Here is a 15,014-nt window from a genome sequence, read left to right on the forward strand (position 1 = left end):
TCACAACTTATTAGAGCTTTTACAAATATTAGATAACCAGTTGGATGGGGAAGGATTATTTATTAAGGCTGTTTTCGTATAGATTGTTGCTTTCTTGACCATACTGTTAAAAGGTTGATATAATAGGGTTTAGGGAGGCGTTCGGATATGTGGAAAGATATTTATGAAGATTTCAGCGAACTAACAAAATCGGAGCAATTGGCGTTGTTTAACGCTATGAAACAAGATTTGTTTCCCGATGAACCAGATAAAATTACGAAACTACTTAAAAGCATTCGAGAAGCCCGATTTGCTTCTGGTTTGGGTTGTGTTCATTGTGGTAGCACATCTGTTAAACGGAACGGTAAGTATCGTTCCAGACAACGCTATCTATGTAATGATTGTGGAAAGTCTTTCAATGATATGACGAACACACCATTTTCAGGCTCTCGCTACCCTGAAAAGTGGGTGAAGTACATTGAACTGATGGTAGAGGGATATACACTACCAAAAATCGCTGAACGGCTAAAAATTCATATCTCCACTGCATTCTATTGGAGGCATAAAATCTTGAACGCATTAGGCAGTCTTGGCTTTAATCAACTACAAGGTATTGTTGAGAGTGATGAAACCTTCTTTCGTGAGTCAATGAAAGGAAATGAAATCACCCATAGAAAACCTAAGAAGCGGGGAGAAAAAGACGAAAAGAGAGGTATTTCTAACCTTAAAATTGCCGTTGTCGTAGCACAAGACCGTAACGGTAGTGTGATTGCCCGAAAAGCAGGAACAGGTCGTGTTAGAGCCGAAGAAATTGACACTGTGATAGGTGAGAATATTCACCCATCTGCTTTGTTATGTACAGATACAGCAACAAATTATAAAAAGTTCGCAAGAATAAAGGGATTACAGCACGAAACGGTCAATGAGCGACAGAAACAGTGTGTGAAGAAAGGAATATACCATATTCAACACGTCAACAACTTTCATAATCGTTTAAAAACTTGGATGGAACGCTTTCAAGGAGTTGCAACAAAATATCTCGACAACTATCTCTATTGGTTCCGTTGGCTTGAATTAGGCAAGAATATGGCATTTGAAAAACGAGTGGAACAAATGCTTATTTCAGCGTGTCAAAAATCGAACGACACCACAGTTAATTCATTAAGGGCTGTTTTGTGAGACGAAAAAACGCTTGGATAAATCTCCAAACGTTTTTTTACCGTATTTAAAATCACTACACGAAAAATGTGAAGGGATAAAAGATATAATAGTCATCTACGTTGTGTATTAATGGATTCCAAACGACATATGAAACAACACAGATTGCAATAGAAATACCAATAAGTCTGGAAGTTTTCATTCCTTTTCTTAGCAACTTAAATGATATAGCCAAACCAAATAACAAAAGTAAAATCGCTCCAAATAACACATATAATCCAATCGAAAATCCAGAGATAAAACTTAGAAAATAAATAACTAAAGCACCTAAATAGAACCAAAGGGAAACCTTCATTTTTACCCCTCCTAAAAGTTACTTGTTATTTCTAATTTATCATATTCAAACCTTTATACAATTACTATTTAATTCCTTTTATATCTTTATTATATCACAATGTTTATTTTTCACCTTAAAAAGCAACAAAGTTTACGAAAACAGCCTTTATTAAAGAAAAAAAGAATAAAAAATTGAAAAAAGCACCGTTTTTTGCGGTGCTTGCATTAGTTCAATATCAATATCTTGAACTTATAGAGAATCCTTCAAGACTTTTACAATAGTTGCAATAGAGAAAAATCCAAAAACAAGAACAGTTAATCCGGAAAACCCTAATGCAAAATAGTTTCTATATTTCATTTGACGAACTACGGAAACAAGCGCAACGATTGCGACAACTAGAAAAATAATACCTAAAACAATATGTCTCATACTATTACCTCCTAACATTTCTAGCGATAATTATTGTTTGTTTGTTTTTAAAAAACATTTATATTAATATGTATCTTACTAACACATTTATTCTAGTATAAAAAAATTCATTTGTCGAGGAAATCAAGTGCTTTTTCAAAAAACTGTCTGATTTCTTCACAGAGGGGGGCACAAATGCAAATCAACGGTTTTTCGCTTGGTCCTTTAGGGACAAATTGTTACATAGTATATCACGGTAACCAAGCCATCATCATTGATCCAGGAGAAGAGGCTAATCGGATAATGGAATGGTTAACAGAAAACAAATTGGTTCCCTTAGCAATTCTTCTAACACATGCACATTTTGATCATATAGGTGCGGTAGAAGATTTAAGAAATCACTTCACTATTCCGGTGTATGTACACCCTAATGAAGCAAGCTGGCTGAGTGAGCCAAGCTTAAATGGTTCAGTATTGTTTCTACGTAAAGAAGTTAAAACGCGGGAAGCTGAAATTCTAATTGAACCTGGCTTACTGCAAATAGGACCTTTTGAATTTGAAATCCTATATACACCTGGACATTCTCCTGGTAGTGTAAGCTTCTATTGGAAAAAGGAGAAAAAGCTCATAAGTGGTGATGTTCTCTTTAACCAGGGGATTGGAAGAACCGACTTACCAGGTGGGGACTTTAATGTTTTAAAGGAATCGATTCTTTATAAATTATATCAGCTTCCAGATGATATAACAGTTTATCCAGGACATGGACCAAGTACGACTATTGGTGATGAAAAGAGACTGAATCCTTTTATACGTCCAGTTTAAGGCAAACAAAAAAACCCTGCAGGTTAAACCAATATGTATACGCAGGGTTTTTTGTATTTTAATGCCCAAAGCCAGGCACTAAAATAAATTCTGAATACCATGTAAAACCAATCATGAAAACAGTACAATAAGCTCCGAACAAGTACATATACATACGCTCAGATAACTTCAAGTAACTTACTGTTAGGAAAAATACTGTTTGAACTAGGAAAAGTATTGATACGTTGAACATTCCACCAACATAGAACATGACAGTGAAAATTCCAGTCCAAAAGCCCAGGACACGAAACATTCGATCCATTATTTCCCCTCCTTTATGATGTCGCTATCATTGTTATTATATACGAGTAATGGAATAAAGTAAACGAATCATGTAATTAGCCTAGGACTATGATGCATAGCCCATCAAAATAGCTTATTCTTTAGTATCATCCAGATCGAATAAATTATGTGATTCAGAATCTAATTTTAACGATTTTGTGACAGAAGTGTGAAAGCCATTATTCGTTTCAATAAGTACATGAATATGTAGCGTAGATTTATCGATAATAATAGGAGTTATTTCAACGGTTCCATTTGGAAAATGGTATATCCGCTTCTCATCATTAGCTAAATGATGTCCTTTGGAAATAAACTCTGTGTATCCCATTTGAAATAGAGTTTCTGCGTGAACCTGCTCAATGATATTCTTCGTCATATGCATATCTTGCCAGTAAGCTACAATCGTGCTTGAAAGATATAACAGGACTAATGCCGAAATAATTAACACAGACGGGAGAATAAAACCATTTTTATGGATAGAAGTTAATTTTCTTTTCATAGGTATATCCTTTTTTATCAGTTATCGTAACAATAAATCCACTAGCTTCTTCTGCAAATTGGATTTTTTTAATTTTTCGTAGATAAATTTCGTGTCCTTGTCCGTTAACCTGTCTGCGAATATTATCTCCATAAAGTTCAATGGTAATTAAATCCTCCTTAGCTCTTAACGTTATCCTTCCATCGCGATGTACAAATAATTCAGATGCTTGTATGACCTCTTGTTGAAGGAAAAAGAAAAACTGCTGTATCGAAATTTCTCGGTAGTAAGAATGGTTTTTCATAGTCTTTAAAATAGCTGCTTCAATAGGGATACACATAATAAGTATCGTTAAGATAAACAGTATCGTATAAAAAGTGAATCCTTTCTCCTTATTTTTGCTTTCCATAAATACAAATCTCCTCATTACGATTTCTGATGTTTGTCCAAGTTGCACAACCCTTTATTAACCTAGATTCGGTATTGGTGAATTCAAATGTTGTGACTACTGAATCTAGGAATACTTTACGAGTCGTTGGAAAATCGTTTTTCATTAGCACAGACTGTAACTCATCATGTAAGAGAAGAACGATTTGTCGTTTGTGGCTAAGTGCTTCTTTCTCATAGGATACAAATGAAGCAAGTGGCAGAAAGGATGTGGCGACGAGCACTAATATACCCAGAGAAACGAATGCTTCTATCACGGAAAATCCATTACTGTTTTTCAAGATAACCACGTCCTTTCCCAAGTGGAAATACATATCTGTAGGTATTATTAGGAGTTTTCAAAGAAATCGTTCCTGCTTTTCGAATAGTCCCATTTTCATTAAAGGAAATGGAATCGAGCTTTCTACGGTCCAATGTCCAATTGCTTGGGAGATCCCTAATGATTGATTGCTGATCTGGCTCAACGATGATGTATTTATTTTCCTGAAGAATGATACGGAAATTCTTAGTAGAACCAATGGCTTGATTTTGAATATAAAGTATATCGTTTTCCATTCTTTCCAAAATCTTCTCCTCGTTCTTTTTAGCAAGTAAGGAGTGCATCGTAGGTACACTTAAGCTTAGTAAAATTGCTAATACAGAAAGTGTGACCAATACCTCTAAAAGGGAGAATCCTACCTCGTTTGCCATCTTCATTAATCGGGTGCCGAAACCTTTCCTGTAGCTGCAGAGTAAATTAGTTTGGATTCGGTGTTAGAGCAGTACGTTTGATTTTTTCGAATATAATTTTCTGTGACTAATTCCTCAAGATTCTTTGGATACGTATATTTTTCTAAATAAAATGCGTCAATCTGCGTTTGGACGACTGATACTAATGCTTCACACCCTTTACTTTGAACATCTTTACTCTTATTCCCTAAATTAGGAATGATTAATATCATTAGAACAGACACAATCATAAGAACGATTAGCATTTCTATTAATGTAAAACCTTTTTGATTTCTGAACATAAATTTTCTTCTCCTCATATTGTTTCAATTATTTGATACATAGGCCACATTAATGATAAGTAAATGAGAATCACGACTAAGCCCAATAAAATAAAAAAGACAGGCTGTATATAGGTAATGGTTCGCATTATCTTTTGGTGGAGATCATCAGTTAAAAAGGTGGCATAGACAGCTAGATCCTTTTCAAGTGTATCGGCATTACTGTTTTTTTGGAAAATAGAGGCCAGCTCTTGCTTAATGAAGCTAAAATTGTGTAACAACAGGGATAGGTGAATTCCTTGGTTTAATCCATCGATTAATATATGGGCATAATGAGAAACAATATTCTGCTTGGGCTGTTCTTTTAAAATTAATAAGACGTCCTTAATGGAAATACCCGTTTGGAGTAACGAGCTAATATGTGTTGCTAGCAGAAATGATGTATTTAGTGTGATATAGCTGCGGTAAATTGGGATCATTTTTATGACCTTCAGCTGTATTTCCATGGGGATTTTATATTGGAAGTGGTTCCAGCTCAAACGAATAGTAAGGACGAATAGGATAACGAAAAGAAATCCGTAATACAAAAAAGCTGAGATGGTAATCATTGTCGTTATAAGCATCGAATGTTCACTGCCTTGTTCCGTTAAGGTTAATAGATTGGGTAGAACGGAATGTTGGATAAAGAAAAATAGAAAGGAGAAAACAACGATTAATATTAGAGGATAGCGTATTACTTGTGTGAATTTTTTACTGTATTCAATACGCCTTTCAAATATTTCTACTGTCTTTTGAATATTGCTTTCTAAATCTCCATATTCCTTGGATAATGCTAAGAACGAAATGACAATAGGATGAAATTTCATTTTTTCTAAAGCGAGAGGAAAAGAATTACCATCGCGTAGAAGTACGATTATCTGATTTGCGGTAGAGGATATTGTTTTATCCCATTGTAATACCTCAAGTGCTTCATTTAATGAATACCCAATTGATAAAGCTCTAGATAATCGCTTAAGAAATCTTAGCTGCATAATGGGCTTTAATGTGGTATTAGAAGCTCTCATATGTGTCATAGGAAATAAACCCATATATAAATGCCTTCTTTCTCATGTGATGAAAGGATTGCTTATTATTTGTAATACTCGATAGCTCCCCATTTATGGCTTGACCCAACAGATTTCCTTCCAATATCTCAAGTATGGCAGCACGTTTCTTTTCAGTAGCCTTTGGTAAAATTGGCAGCAGTTGAATGGAGGCGACCCCAATTAATGATTGCTTAAGGTCTGAAGCAGAGAGTCCCATTTCTTGAAGACGTTGTATCGTACCTGGGGTATTTTTTGCATGGATGGTACTAAGAACTAAGTGTCCAGTAAGTGAAGCTTCAAATGCAAATTGGGCTGTTTGTTTATCGCGAATCTCACCAACCATAATGATATCAGGATCATGTCTTAGTGCAGCCTTTAACCCGGATTGATAGGTGATTCCCGCTTTTTCATTAACCTGTACTTGTAAAATGTCGTCAATATTCTTTTCAATCGGATCCTCAAGGGTAATGGTTTGATAGGATTTTTCTTTGATGACAGATTCAAGAAGTGCATATAGGGTAGTTGTTTTGCCACTGCCTGTGGGTCCTGAAAATAGGATTAAACCAGCTTTATGAAGCATCCAGGACTTCACCTTGTTTAATTGAAATTGAAATAAGAATAATTGATCAAGGGAGAGTTGTTTATCCTGAGGAAGTATGCGTATTGCTAGGCTTTCCTTTTGGTTAACGGGGAGGGTGGAAAGGCGTAAGAAATAGTGTTTACCATGAACTTGATGGGCAATGATTCCATTTTGGGGTTTTCTAATTTCACCAATATCCATTCCTGATGTAAACTTATAATACGTGAGTAAGAAATCGAACTGGGAGGAAGTAATCGTCTGGAGTAGAAGTCTTTCACCTTGTACTCGGATGTAAATAGTTGTTTCAGACTCGAAGGGGTAAAAGTGGATATCGGTGGCATCTCTTGCAATGGCAGTTGAGAGGATTCGCTGCGAAAGTCGTTCAGCAGGATTCAAGTCAAAACACCTCCAATATATTGTACAGCTATCTATTCGACATTCATTTACGAAATCCTTCTTTTTTTATAAAAATAGTTAAAAAGGATGTTGCAAATTGCAAATCATATATTTAATTGGATTTATGGGTAGTGGAAAAACTACAGTAGGACGGGCATTAAGTGAAGCAATGCAGGAACAGGCAGTAGATATTGATGTAGAGATTGAGAGTAGACTCGGAAAAAAAATTGTTGATATCTTTCAAGATGAAGGAGAATGTGGATTTCGCATACATGAGACAGCAACATTACGCTCCTTGCAGCATATACCAATTATTTCAACAGGTGGAGGAATTGTAGAACGCCAAGAGAATATTACATATATGAAGGAAACAGGGGTAATTGTTTATTTAAAAGCTTCTTATGAACTCATCGCGAAAAGACTCTCTGGGGATTCCTCTAGACCGCTTTGGCAGGGAAACCAGGAAAAACGTGCATTATATCAAAGACGGATTACGATGTACGCAGCATGTGCAGATGTTACAGTTGATTGTAATAAGCTGACATTAGAAGAACAAGTAGATTTTATTCTCTCTCAAGTAAAGGTATAAACAATTTTTACAATGTAAAAAATAAGAATAATCCTACCTAAAAGAGGTGATACCCATAAAAGGAAATGATTATGTGAAATTTATGACAGAACAAGTTGTATCATATATCGATTTGCCAAAGGAAGAAAGAAAGAAGAGAAAAACGGATTTAAAAGCTCAAAAAAATCATCCACCGATTGGTAATAGATGGTTTGGCGTATTACCTGTTGCCATTCGGTTCTTCTTTAAAAAAGCAAATTGAAACGATTTTGCTCAAAAAATGGTCTGACTCTTCGAAATAGATGCTTATAGAGTCAGACCATTTATCATGTTAGTCATTCTTAAATGAAAATGTATGTTAATGGTTTACCCAACTACTTCTGCTCCATATAAAAAATCCCACCATTTATAACCGAAACCCTAATCTTAGGGTGATATCGTTCCTTTAAATCCGCTAGTTCTTTATCCATTTGTTCGCGTTCTTCCTCTGAACTGTCTTCGTAAAAATGCTTCAGCAGCTCTATTTCGTTTTGGAGCGCTTCTAAGGAATCCTTTGCCCATTTATGATCTTGGTCGTTAATATACTGGTTGATTACTGTTAGAATCCGTTTATAGCCACTAATTGGTTTAATTAGTGGCGTGATGGTATAGCAATAGTCAGAGATCTGCATTTGAAAATCTTGTTGCTGTAAAAATTCCATCATGTCTATTTTCATCATGCCATTAATTAAATTTAGTCCGATGGAAAAAACTTCATCTTTATTATGTTTTCCGATATAGCTTAATTTCATATTAACAACTAACCATGGGTGTAGCGCAGTGTTATTGTTGGTATTTACTACCTGGAATAGTCTTGTAAATCGTTCGTTATCACGGAGGTGTCTTAGGATTTGCTGAAGCCTTGGACTACCAAAATGAATCCGTTCTCCTTTTACATCGGTTTGCTCCTGATTGGTGATTAACGTAAGTTGCATTGGATCACCATCTCTCCCCATTTTTTTAGTATAATGCCAATAGAAAGGGCGATTCATTAGGGCGCGGTCCATTTTTTCATTTAATTGAATTTGCAAGATACCATCGTGATTGGATAAGATTTCACAGTGGTGAGCAGAAAAATATTCCTGTAAAAAAGTGTTAAGGTTAGATATTGCCATAGTTTCTCTCCTCTTGCATCGATTTCTCTTGTGTGCTCTGTATAACCGCAGCTAAATTGTCTAATTTTATTTTGATTTCCCCGGTAGAAGATGATCCATTCATAATGGATTTTACCTCGTTTTCAAAGCTATCAATATTTAATTCAGCAAGAATATCGTCCAAATGCCCAATAACCTTTTCGAAGAGAACTATTTTTTCATATAACAGCTTCATAATATGCTCTTCAAGTGTATTACGTATGGCAAAATTATAAATATGGACATCTTTTTCTTGACCATAACGATGTATTCTACCAATTCGTTGTTCAAGTCGCATCGGATTCCAGGGTAAATCATAATTTATCATATAATTACAGAACTGAAGATTAATACCTTCACCACCAGCTTCTGTCGCTATCAACACCTGTGCCTTATCCTTAAATAATTGCTTCATCCAATCCTTTTTTCCACGCTTAAATCCCCCACGAAAAGGAACAGAAGTGATTCCATGCTGCTGTAAATACCATTGAAGATAGAGCTGAGAAGCGCGATACTCGGTAAAAATAATGACCTTCTCATCACCAATTTCTTTCATTAATTCTACAACCTTCTGTGCTTTTGCATGATGTGGTAGTTGTCCAATCTTCTCAACGATTGGCTGTAGAATTTCGCGACCTTGATTTTCTTCATCATTAATAAATTTTTGTAGGGAAAGATAACAAGCTTCCCTGGATGAACACAGCTCACGTAGAAAGGTAATTTTCGAGAAGCTAGCAAATGGCTGAAAGCTCCTGTCTAGCTCGTTATAAACCTCGTACTCTTCCGGTGTGAAATCAAGCCAAACGGTTTCAATATGACGTTTCGCCTGATCCAATGAGGTTTCCTTTCTTGTATTTCGAACCATGACCTTTTGAACTAGTTGTTTTAAGTAGACATCCTGGTTGATGCGCTTACGATCACGACCATATTGCTCAAGAAAGGATTCGTAATTGCCTAAGTGTCCCGGCTTTAAAATGGATACGAGATTAAAGATTTCTATTAATTGATTTTGAACAGGTGTTGCAGTTAGTAATAAGCAATATTTCTTTTTTAGTGCACGAACAAACGCATAGTTTTTTGTATTGTGATTTTTAATTTTATGTGCTTCATCTATTAAAATAAAATCATAGTGAATATCTAAAATAGCCTCCCGATGTGGGGAGCGTTTTGCCGTATCGATGGAGGTCACGAGAATATCATACTGATCCCAAGAATAATTCTTACGATAAGCAGCTGCAGGTATATAGAACTTTTCATTTAATTCTTTTACCCATTGATTTACTAAGGATGCAGGAACAATAATTAGTACTTTATTAACAAGGCCACGAATCATATATTCCTTCAATATTAGTCCTGCTTCAATGGTCTTCCCAAGTCCAACCTCATCGGCTAGAATGGCACGGCCATGCATCTCTTCGATCACTTGTTTAGCAGTATCAATTTGATGTGGTAAAAATTCCATATGTGGAAGAAACTCTAATGCTCGTAAGCCAGTAAATTCCTTCGTAACAGTCGTTAGTTCCGCATCATAGGCCATCTTAAATAAACTCCAGGGCGAGAATGGACCATCTTGCTCTAGTTTTTCTTCTAATGCTCCAATAAAACTTACATCATGTTCCATATCTATTTGTTGCATCGCAAACTTCCTTTATCAATAGTTTCTAAAATGGTAAATAATAAAGATACATTTTAATAGCTGTGTGGTATAATGAATCTGAAATAGAAGAAATAAAAGAGTTTTGATACATAGTATAACCATATTGATTTAATTTCATAAAAAGCGAATGAATACAGGGGGAGAGATTACTTTTCGTGCATTCGATAAGTAACGCCGAAGGAGCAAGCTTATTAGCGAATCTCTCAGGCAAAAGAACCCTTGTAGGACGCACCTCTGGAGAGTGTTTGTCAATGGATAAACCACCCACGAAGCACGCATTTTTTAAGGAGATGCTAAACTTTCTGGTTACAGGACAGAGGCAGTAATGTAGGGGCAATGCCTTATTTTCAGGCTTACCCCTACATTACTGCCTCTATTTTTATGTGATATTATTAGAAAATTACAAAGGGAGTGGAAATTGTGAGTGAGCTAAAAAGGACCCCAATCTATCCCGAATATGAAAAGCTTGGGGCAAAGACCATTGATTTTGGTGGATGGGATTTACCAGTGCAATTTTCAAGTATTAAGGAAGAACATGAGGCAACAAGAAATCGGGCGGGGTTATTTGATGTTTCCCATATGGGAGAGATAAGGGTAACAGGTCCAAAGAGTCTCGACTTTCTTCAATATGTTTCTACCAATGATGTTTCAACACTTGTTCCGAATAAAGCGCAATATTCATTTATGTGCTATGAAGATGGTGGAACAGTGGATGATTTTCTAATCTATATGATGGCTGAAAATGATTATTTAGTAGTTGTAAATGCTGCTAATACGACAAAAGATTTCGAATGGATGCAAAAAAATAATCATTTTACTGAGGAAGAAGTAATGATTACAAATGTTTCATCCGATTACGCACAATTAGCATTACAAGGGCCAAGATCAGAAGAAATCTTGCAAGCGATTACAGATACAAATGTAACGGAGATTAAGTTTTTCCGTTTTGATCAAGAGGTCTATTTCACGGGTATAGATAAACCTGCACTAGTGTCTAGAACTGGTTACACAGGTGAAGATGGCTTTGAAATTTATATCGCGAAAGAAGAGGGTCCTAAGCTATGGAACCTCATTCTGGATGCAGGGAAGGACAAAGGTCTTTTACCAGTCGGCCTTGGAGCACGTGACACTCTACGATTTGAGGCTAATTTACCGCTTTATGGTCAAGAGCTATCTGAATCTATCACACCAATTGAGGCAGGTCTGAAATTTGCCGTAAAAGTGAATAAAGAAGCTGATTTTATTGGAAAAGAAGTATTAAAAGCGCAAGTTGAGAATGGAACAAGTCGTAAAATAGTTGGGATTGAAATGATAGATAAGGGAATTCCACGACACGGTTATGAGGTTTTCCAGGGAGAGGAAGAAATCGGTGTTGTGACAACTGGTACACAATCGCCAACCTTACAAAAAAATATCGGCTTAGCTCTTATTAAGTCGGAATATGCAGTAGAGGGAACAGAGCTTGAAATCCAAGTAAGAAAACGGCGCCTGCGGGCAATGATTATTCCGAGAACATTTTTAAAGCAAAATTAACCAGGGGAGGGAAATAGTATGGATTTTCGTTATTTACCAATGACTGAAACAGATAAAAAAGAAATGCTAGATTCCATTGGAATTCAAGAAACAGACGAGCTTTTCTCAGACATTCCTGAAAAAGTTCGTCTTAAACGACCACTAAATTTGAAAGAACCAAAAAATGAATTTGAATTAAAAAAAGAATTAGCTCAAATGGCGAAGAAAAACTACAATTTGAAAGAATACACGTCGTTCCTAGGGGCAGGGGTTTATGATCACTTTATTCCGTCAGTAGTAGACCATGTTATTTCGAGATCAGAATTCTATACTGCCTACACACCATATCAGCCAGAAATCTCACAAGGTGAATTACAGGCAATTTTTGAATTTCAAACAATGATTTCAGAATTAACTGGAATGCCGGTTGCAAACTCTTCGATGTACGATGGAGGAACGTCTTTAGCTGAGGCGGTAAATCTTAGCGCGGGTCAGACAAGAAGGAAAAAGGTAATTGTTTCAAAGGCAGTACATCCAGAATATCGTGCAGTAATTGAAACATATGGTAAAGGTCCAAATTTGGATATCGTTTATATTGATCATGTCAATGGACTTACAGACTTAGAGCAATTAGCTCATGAATTAGATGATACCACTGCTAGTGTTGTCATCCAATATCCGAACTTCTTTGGTCAACTTGAGCCATTAGCAAAGATTCGTGAGCTATTAGATAATCAGCCAAAGACAATGTTTATCGTTTCTAGTAATCCATTGTCATTAGGAGTATTAACACCTCCTGGTGCGTTTGGAGCTGACATTGTTGTCGGAGATACACAAGTATTCGGTATCCCCGCTCAATTTGGTGGTCCACACTGTGGATATTTTGCAACAACTGAAAAATTAATGCGCAAGATACCTGGCCGGTTAGTAGGTCAAACCGTTGATGAAAATGGTGTTCGTGGTTATGTATTAACACTACAGGCTAGAGAACAGCATATTCGTCGCGATAAAGCAACCTCTAATATCTGCTCAAACCAAGCATTAAATGCACTAGCAAGTGCTGTTGCAATGAGTTCTATCGGTAAGAACGGATTAAAGAAAATGGCAGAGCTAAACATGCATAAGGCACGTTACGCAAAGAAACAGTTAGAAGATGCTGGATTTGAAGTAGTTCAAGATGGTTCGTTTTTTAATGAATTTGTCGTGAAGCTTCCAGTACCTGTGAAAGTGGCGAATGATAAATTATTGGAAAAAGGTATAATTGGTGGCTATGATCTAGCAGCATATTATCCAGAGTTAGAAGGTCATATGCTAGTAGCGGTAACAGAAATTCGTACAAAAGAGGAAATCGATGCTTTTGTAAAAGAATTGGGGGATATCCATGACTAATCAAGATTTTCCATTAATTTTTGAACGTAGTAAAGAGGGTCGTGTAAGCTATAGCTTGCCAGATTTAGATGTTCCTGAAGTGGATTTGGAAGCAGAATTAACAGCTACCTATATGAGACAAGAAGCACCTGAACTTCCAGAGGTTAGTGAATTAGAAATCATGCGTCATTATACAGGGCTTTCGAATAGAAACTATGGAGTAGACTCAGGGTTTTATCCATTAGGATCATGTACGATGAAATACAATCCAAAAATTAATGAAGATGTTGCACGTCTAGAAGGGTTTACACATATCCATCCATATCAAGATCCGAAAACCGTTCAAGGTGCGCTTGAAATGATGTATGATCTCCAGCAAGCATTACAAGAAATCACTGGTATGGCTGGAGTATCGCTTCAATCTGCAGCAGGTGCTCATGGTGAGTGGACTGGATTAATGATGATACGTGCCTTTCATGAGGCAAATGGTGATTTTCATCGTACGAAGGTAATCGTTCCAGACTCTGCGCACGGTACAAACCCAGCCTCCGCATCTGTAGCTGGATTTGAATCGGTAACTGTTAAAACAAATGAAAAAGGCTTAGTAGATTTAGAAGACTTAAAACGTGTAGTCGGTGATGATACTGCAGCACTCATGCTAACCAACCCAAATACGCTTGGACTATTTGAAACAGAAATTCTTGAAATGGCTGAGATTGTTCACGGTGTTGGTGGTAAGTTATATTATGATGGTGCTAATTTGAATGCGATTATGGGCTATGCTCGTCCTGGGGACATGGGATTTGATGTGGTACATCTTAACCTTCATAAGACATTCACTGGTCCACACGGAGGTGGTGGTCCTGGTTCTGGTCCTGTTGGAGTTTCTGCAGAGCTAGAGCCATTCCTACCAAAACCATTAGTAGTGAAAAAAGATGACTTCTATACATTAGAATATGATCGCCCACAATCGATTGGTCGTGTAAAACCATTCTACGGGAACTTCGGTATTAACCTTCGTGCCTACACATATATTCGCACAATGGGAGCGGAAGGGCTGAAGAAGGTTAGTGAGTATGCTGTTCTAAATGCAAACTATATGATGCGTAAGCTTGAAAAGGTATATGATCTACCATATAACCAGCATTGTAAGCATGAATTTGTTTTATCTGGTAAGAGACAGAAGAAACTAGGGGTACGTACACTTGACATTGCAAAGCGTCTTCTTGACTTCGGTTATCATCCACCTACTGTTTACTTTCCATTAAATGTGGAAGAGGCGATGATGATAGAGCCGACCGAAACGGAGTCTAAGGAAACCTTGGATGGGTTTATTAACACCTTATTGATTATTGCTGTTGAAGCGGAAAATAATCCAGAAATTGTACAAGAAGCTCCACATAATACGATTGTGAAACGTATGGATGAGACAACTGCAGCAAGAAAACCGATTTTACGTTATTACAAAGCATAGTATTTCAAATGTATAGGTAGGAAAGTTTTGGTGGTTTAATTTATAAGGGCTTTGTCACAGAGTGGCAAAGCCTTTTTCATTACGGTAATAGTGATTTTCGTAGTGGTTAGATAGTCTTGTAACTATCATAGCTGTATAAATAATCAAGCATAAGGTTTAATGAGTTGAAGTATAGAGCGAAGTATTGGAAAGTTTGATAGTTATACGGTATCCAACATTCCAATAAAAAAAGCTGTAACTGGAAATATAAAGTAATAACCAAT

19 protein-coding genes and 2 riboswitches are annotated in these 15,014 nt (G+C 36.5%); of the genes, 7 read left to right on the forward strand and 12 right to left on the reverse strand.

The window, feature by feature from the left end:
* The first annotated feature begins 147 nt into the window (after positions 1–147).
* A complete protein-coding gene (locus HNR27_RS10130; RefSeq protein WP_429339656.1) occupies positions 148–1,158 on the forward strand; it encodes an IS1595 family transposase in 1,011 nt (336 codons plus the stop codon).
* 55 nt (positions 1,159–1,213) lie between these two features.
* On the opposite strand, the gene HNR27_RS10135 is transcribed toward HNR27_RS10130, so the two are convergent.
* Positions 1,214–1,492, reverse strand: coding sequence for a hypothetical protein (locus tag HNR27_RS10135; protein ID WP_429339657.1), 279 nt, complete (start codon positions 1,490–1,492; stop codon positions 1,214–1,216).
* A 231-nt stretch (positions 1,493–1,723) separates the two neighbouring features.
* Positions 1,724–1,903: a DUF2759 family protein gene (locus HNR27_RS10140; RefSeq protein ID WP_212921006.1), complete on the reverse strand. Its 180-nt coding sequence runs from the start codon at positions 1,901–1,903 to the stop codon at positions 1,724–1,726.
* A 174-nt stretch (positions 1,904–2,077) separates the two neighbouring features.
* Between HNR27_RS10140 and HNR27_RS10145 the strand changes: the two genes are divergently transcribed.
* Positions 2,078–2,704 (forward strand): MBL fold metallo-hydrolase, encoded by a 627-nt coding sequence (locus tag HNR27_RS10145; protein WP_429339658.1) that lies wholly within the window; start codon positions 2,078–2,080, stop codon positions 2,702–2,704.
* A 58-nt stretch (positions 2,705–2,762) separates the two neighbouring features.
* Here the strand turns inward: HNR27_RS10145 and HNR27_RS10150 are convergent, their stop codons facing one another.
* The 8 genes from HNR27_RS10150 to comGA form a co-directional block, all read right to left on the reverse strand.
* Entirely contained in the window at positions 2,763–3,005 is a 243-nt protein-coding gene (locus tag HNR27_RS10150) for a DUF2626 domain-containing protein (RefSeq protein WP_429339659.1), read from the reverse strand.
* Between the two features lie 114 nt (positions 3,006–3,119).
* On the reverse strand, positions 3,120–3,524 hold the full coding sequence (locus HNR27_RS10155) for a competence type IV pilus minor pilin ComGG (RefSeq protein ID WP_212921003.1): 405 nt from the start codon (positions 3,522–3,524) through the stop codon (positions 3,120–3,122).
* Positions 3,496–3,912 carry a competence type IV pilus minor pilin ComGF gene (locus HNR27_RS10160; RefSeq protein ID WP_429339660.1) on the reverse strand — a complete coding sequence of 139 codons (417 nt, stop codon included), beginning with the start codon at positions 3,910–3,912 and terminating at the stop codon, positions 3,496–3,498. Before HNR27_RS10160 ends, HNR27_RS10155 begins: the two co-directional genes overlap by 29 nt.
* Entirely contained in the window at positions 3,896–4,231 is a 336-nt protein-coding gene (locus tag HNR27_RS10165) for a hypothetical protein (RefSeq protein ID WP_429339661.1), read from the reverse strand. The genes HNR27_RS10160 and HNR27_RS10165 overlap by 17 nt, the downstream gene beginning before the upstream one ends.
* On the reverse strand, positions 4,218–4,640 hold the full coding sequence (gene comGD, locus HNR27_RS10170; RefSeq protein ID WP_429339662.1) for a competence type IV pilus minor pilin ComGD: 423 nt from the start codon (positions 4,638–4,640) through the stop codon (positions 4,218–4,220). Before comGD ends, HNR27_RS10165 begins: the two co-directional genes overlap by 14 nt.
* A gap of 5 nt (positions 4,641–4,645) precedes the next feature.
* On the reverse strand, positions 4,646–4,960 hold the full coding sequence (gene comGC / locus HNR27_RS10175; protein WP_212920999.1) for a competence type IV pilus major pilin ComGC: 315 nt from the start codon (positions 4,958–4,960) through the stop codon (positions 4,646–4,648).
* 14 nt (positions 4,961–4,974) lie between these two features.
* A complete protein-coding gene (locus tag HNR27_RS10180) occupies positions 4,975–6,012 on the reverse strand; it encodes a type II secretion system F family protein (RefSeq protein WP_429339663.1) in 1,038 nt (345 codons plus the stop codon).
* Positions 5,990–7,000 (reverse strand): competence type IV pilus ATPase ComGA, encoded by a 1,011-nt coding sequence (gene comGA, locus HNR27_RS10185; RefSeq protein ID WP_429339664.1) that lies wholly within the window; start codon positions 6,998–7,000, stop codon positions 5,990–5,992. Before comGA ends, HNR27_RS10180 begins: the two co-directional genes overlap by 23 nt.
* Before the next feature lie 97 nt (positions 7,001–7,097).
* On the opposite strand from comGA, the gene HNR27_RS10190 reads away from it, so the two are divergent.
* Positions 7,098–7,589, forward strand: coding sequence for a shikimate kinase (locus HNR27_RS10190; RefSeq protein WP_429339665.1), 492 nt, complete (start codon positions 7,098–7,100; stop codon positions 7,587–7,589).
* A gap of 55 nt (positions 7,590–7,644) precedes the next feature.
* Entirely contained in the window at positions 7,645–7,830 is a 186-nt protein-coding gene (locus HNR27_RS10195; protein ID WP_429339811.1) for a YqzE family protein, read from the forward strand.
* Between the two features lie 112 nt (positions 7,831–7,942).
* Here HNR27_RS10195 and HNR27_RS10200 read toward each other — a convergent pair whose 3' ends face one another.
* Both HNR27_RS10200 and HNR27_RS10205 read right to left on the reverse strand, forming a co-directional pair.
* The gene (locus HNR27_RS10200; RefSeq protein ID WP_429339666.1) at positions 7,943–8,722 is read right to left on the reverse strand and encodes a YqhG family protein; all 780 of its coding nucleotides are present in this window, start codon (positions 8,720–8,722) and stop codon (positions 7,943–7,945) included.
* The gene (locus HNR27_RS10205) at positions 8,709–10,376 is read right to left on the reverse strand and encodes a DEAD/DEAH box helicase (RefSeq protein ID WP_429339667.1); all 1,668 of its coding nucleotides are present in this window, start codon (positions 10,374–10,376) and stop codon (positions 8,709–8,711) included. Before HNR27_RS10205 ends, HNR27_RS10200 begins: the two co-directional genes overlap by 14 nt.
* 148 nt (positions 10,377–10,524) lie before the next feature.
* Positions 10,525–10,626, forward strand: a riboswitch (glycine riboswitch).
* 2 nt (positions 10,627–10,628) lie between these two features.
* A riboswitch (glycine riboswitch) is annotated at positions 10,629–10,717 on the forward strand.
* Between the two features lie 100 nt (positions 10,718–10,817).
* Here HNR27_RS10205 and gcvT point away from each other — a divergent pair.
* Genes gcvT through gcvPB form a run of 3 tightly spaced genes read left to right on the forward strand, consistent with a single transcriptional unit; the run spans position 10,818 to position 14,751 of the window.
* Positions 10,818–11,930: a glycine cleavage system aminomethyltransferase GcvT gene (gcvT, locus tag HNR27_RS10210; protein WP_429339668.1), complete on the forward strand. Its 1,113-nt coding sequence runs from the start codon at positions 10,818–10,820 to the stop codon at positions 11,928–11,930.
* 18 nt (positions 11,931–11,948) lie between these two features.
* On the forward strand, positions 11,949–13,298 hold the full coding sequence (gene gcvPA / locus HNR27_RS10215) for an aminomethyl-transferring glycine dehydrogenase subunit GcvPA (protein WP_429339669.1): 1,350 nt from the start codon (positions 11,949–11,951) through the stop codon (positions 13,296–13,298).
* Complete coding sequence (gcvPB, locus tag HNR27_RS10220) at positions 13,291–14,751, forward strand: aminomethyl-transferring glycine dehydrogenase subunit GcvPB (protein WP_429339670.1); 1,461 nt, start codon at positions 13,291–13,293, stop codon at positions 14,749–14,751. Before gcvPA ends, gcvPB begins: the two co-directional genes overlap by 8 nt.
* The last annotated feature ends 263 nt before the right edge of the window (positions 14,752–15,014 follow it).

The sequence above is a fragment of the Ornithinibacillus bavariensis genome (assembly GCF_050433565.1).
Taxonomy (GTDB): Bacteria; Bacillota; Bacilli; order Bacillales; family Amphibacillaceae; genus Ornithinibacillus; species Ornithinibacillus bavariensis.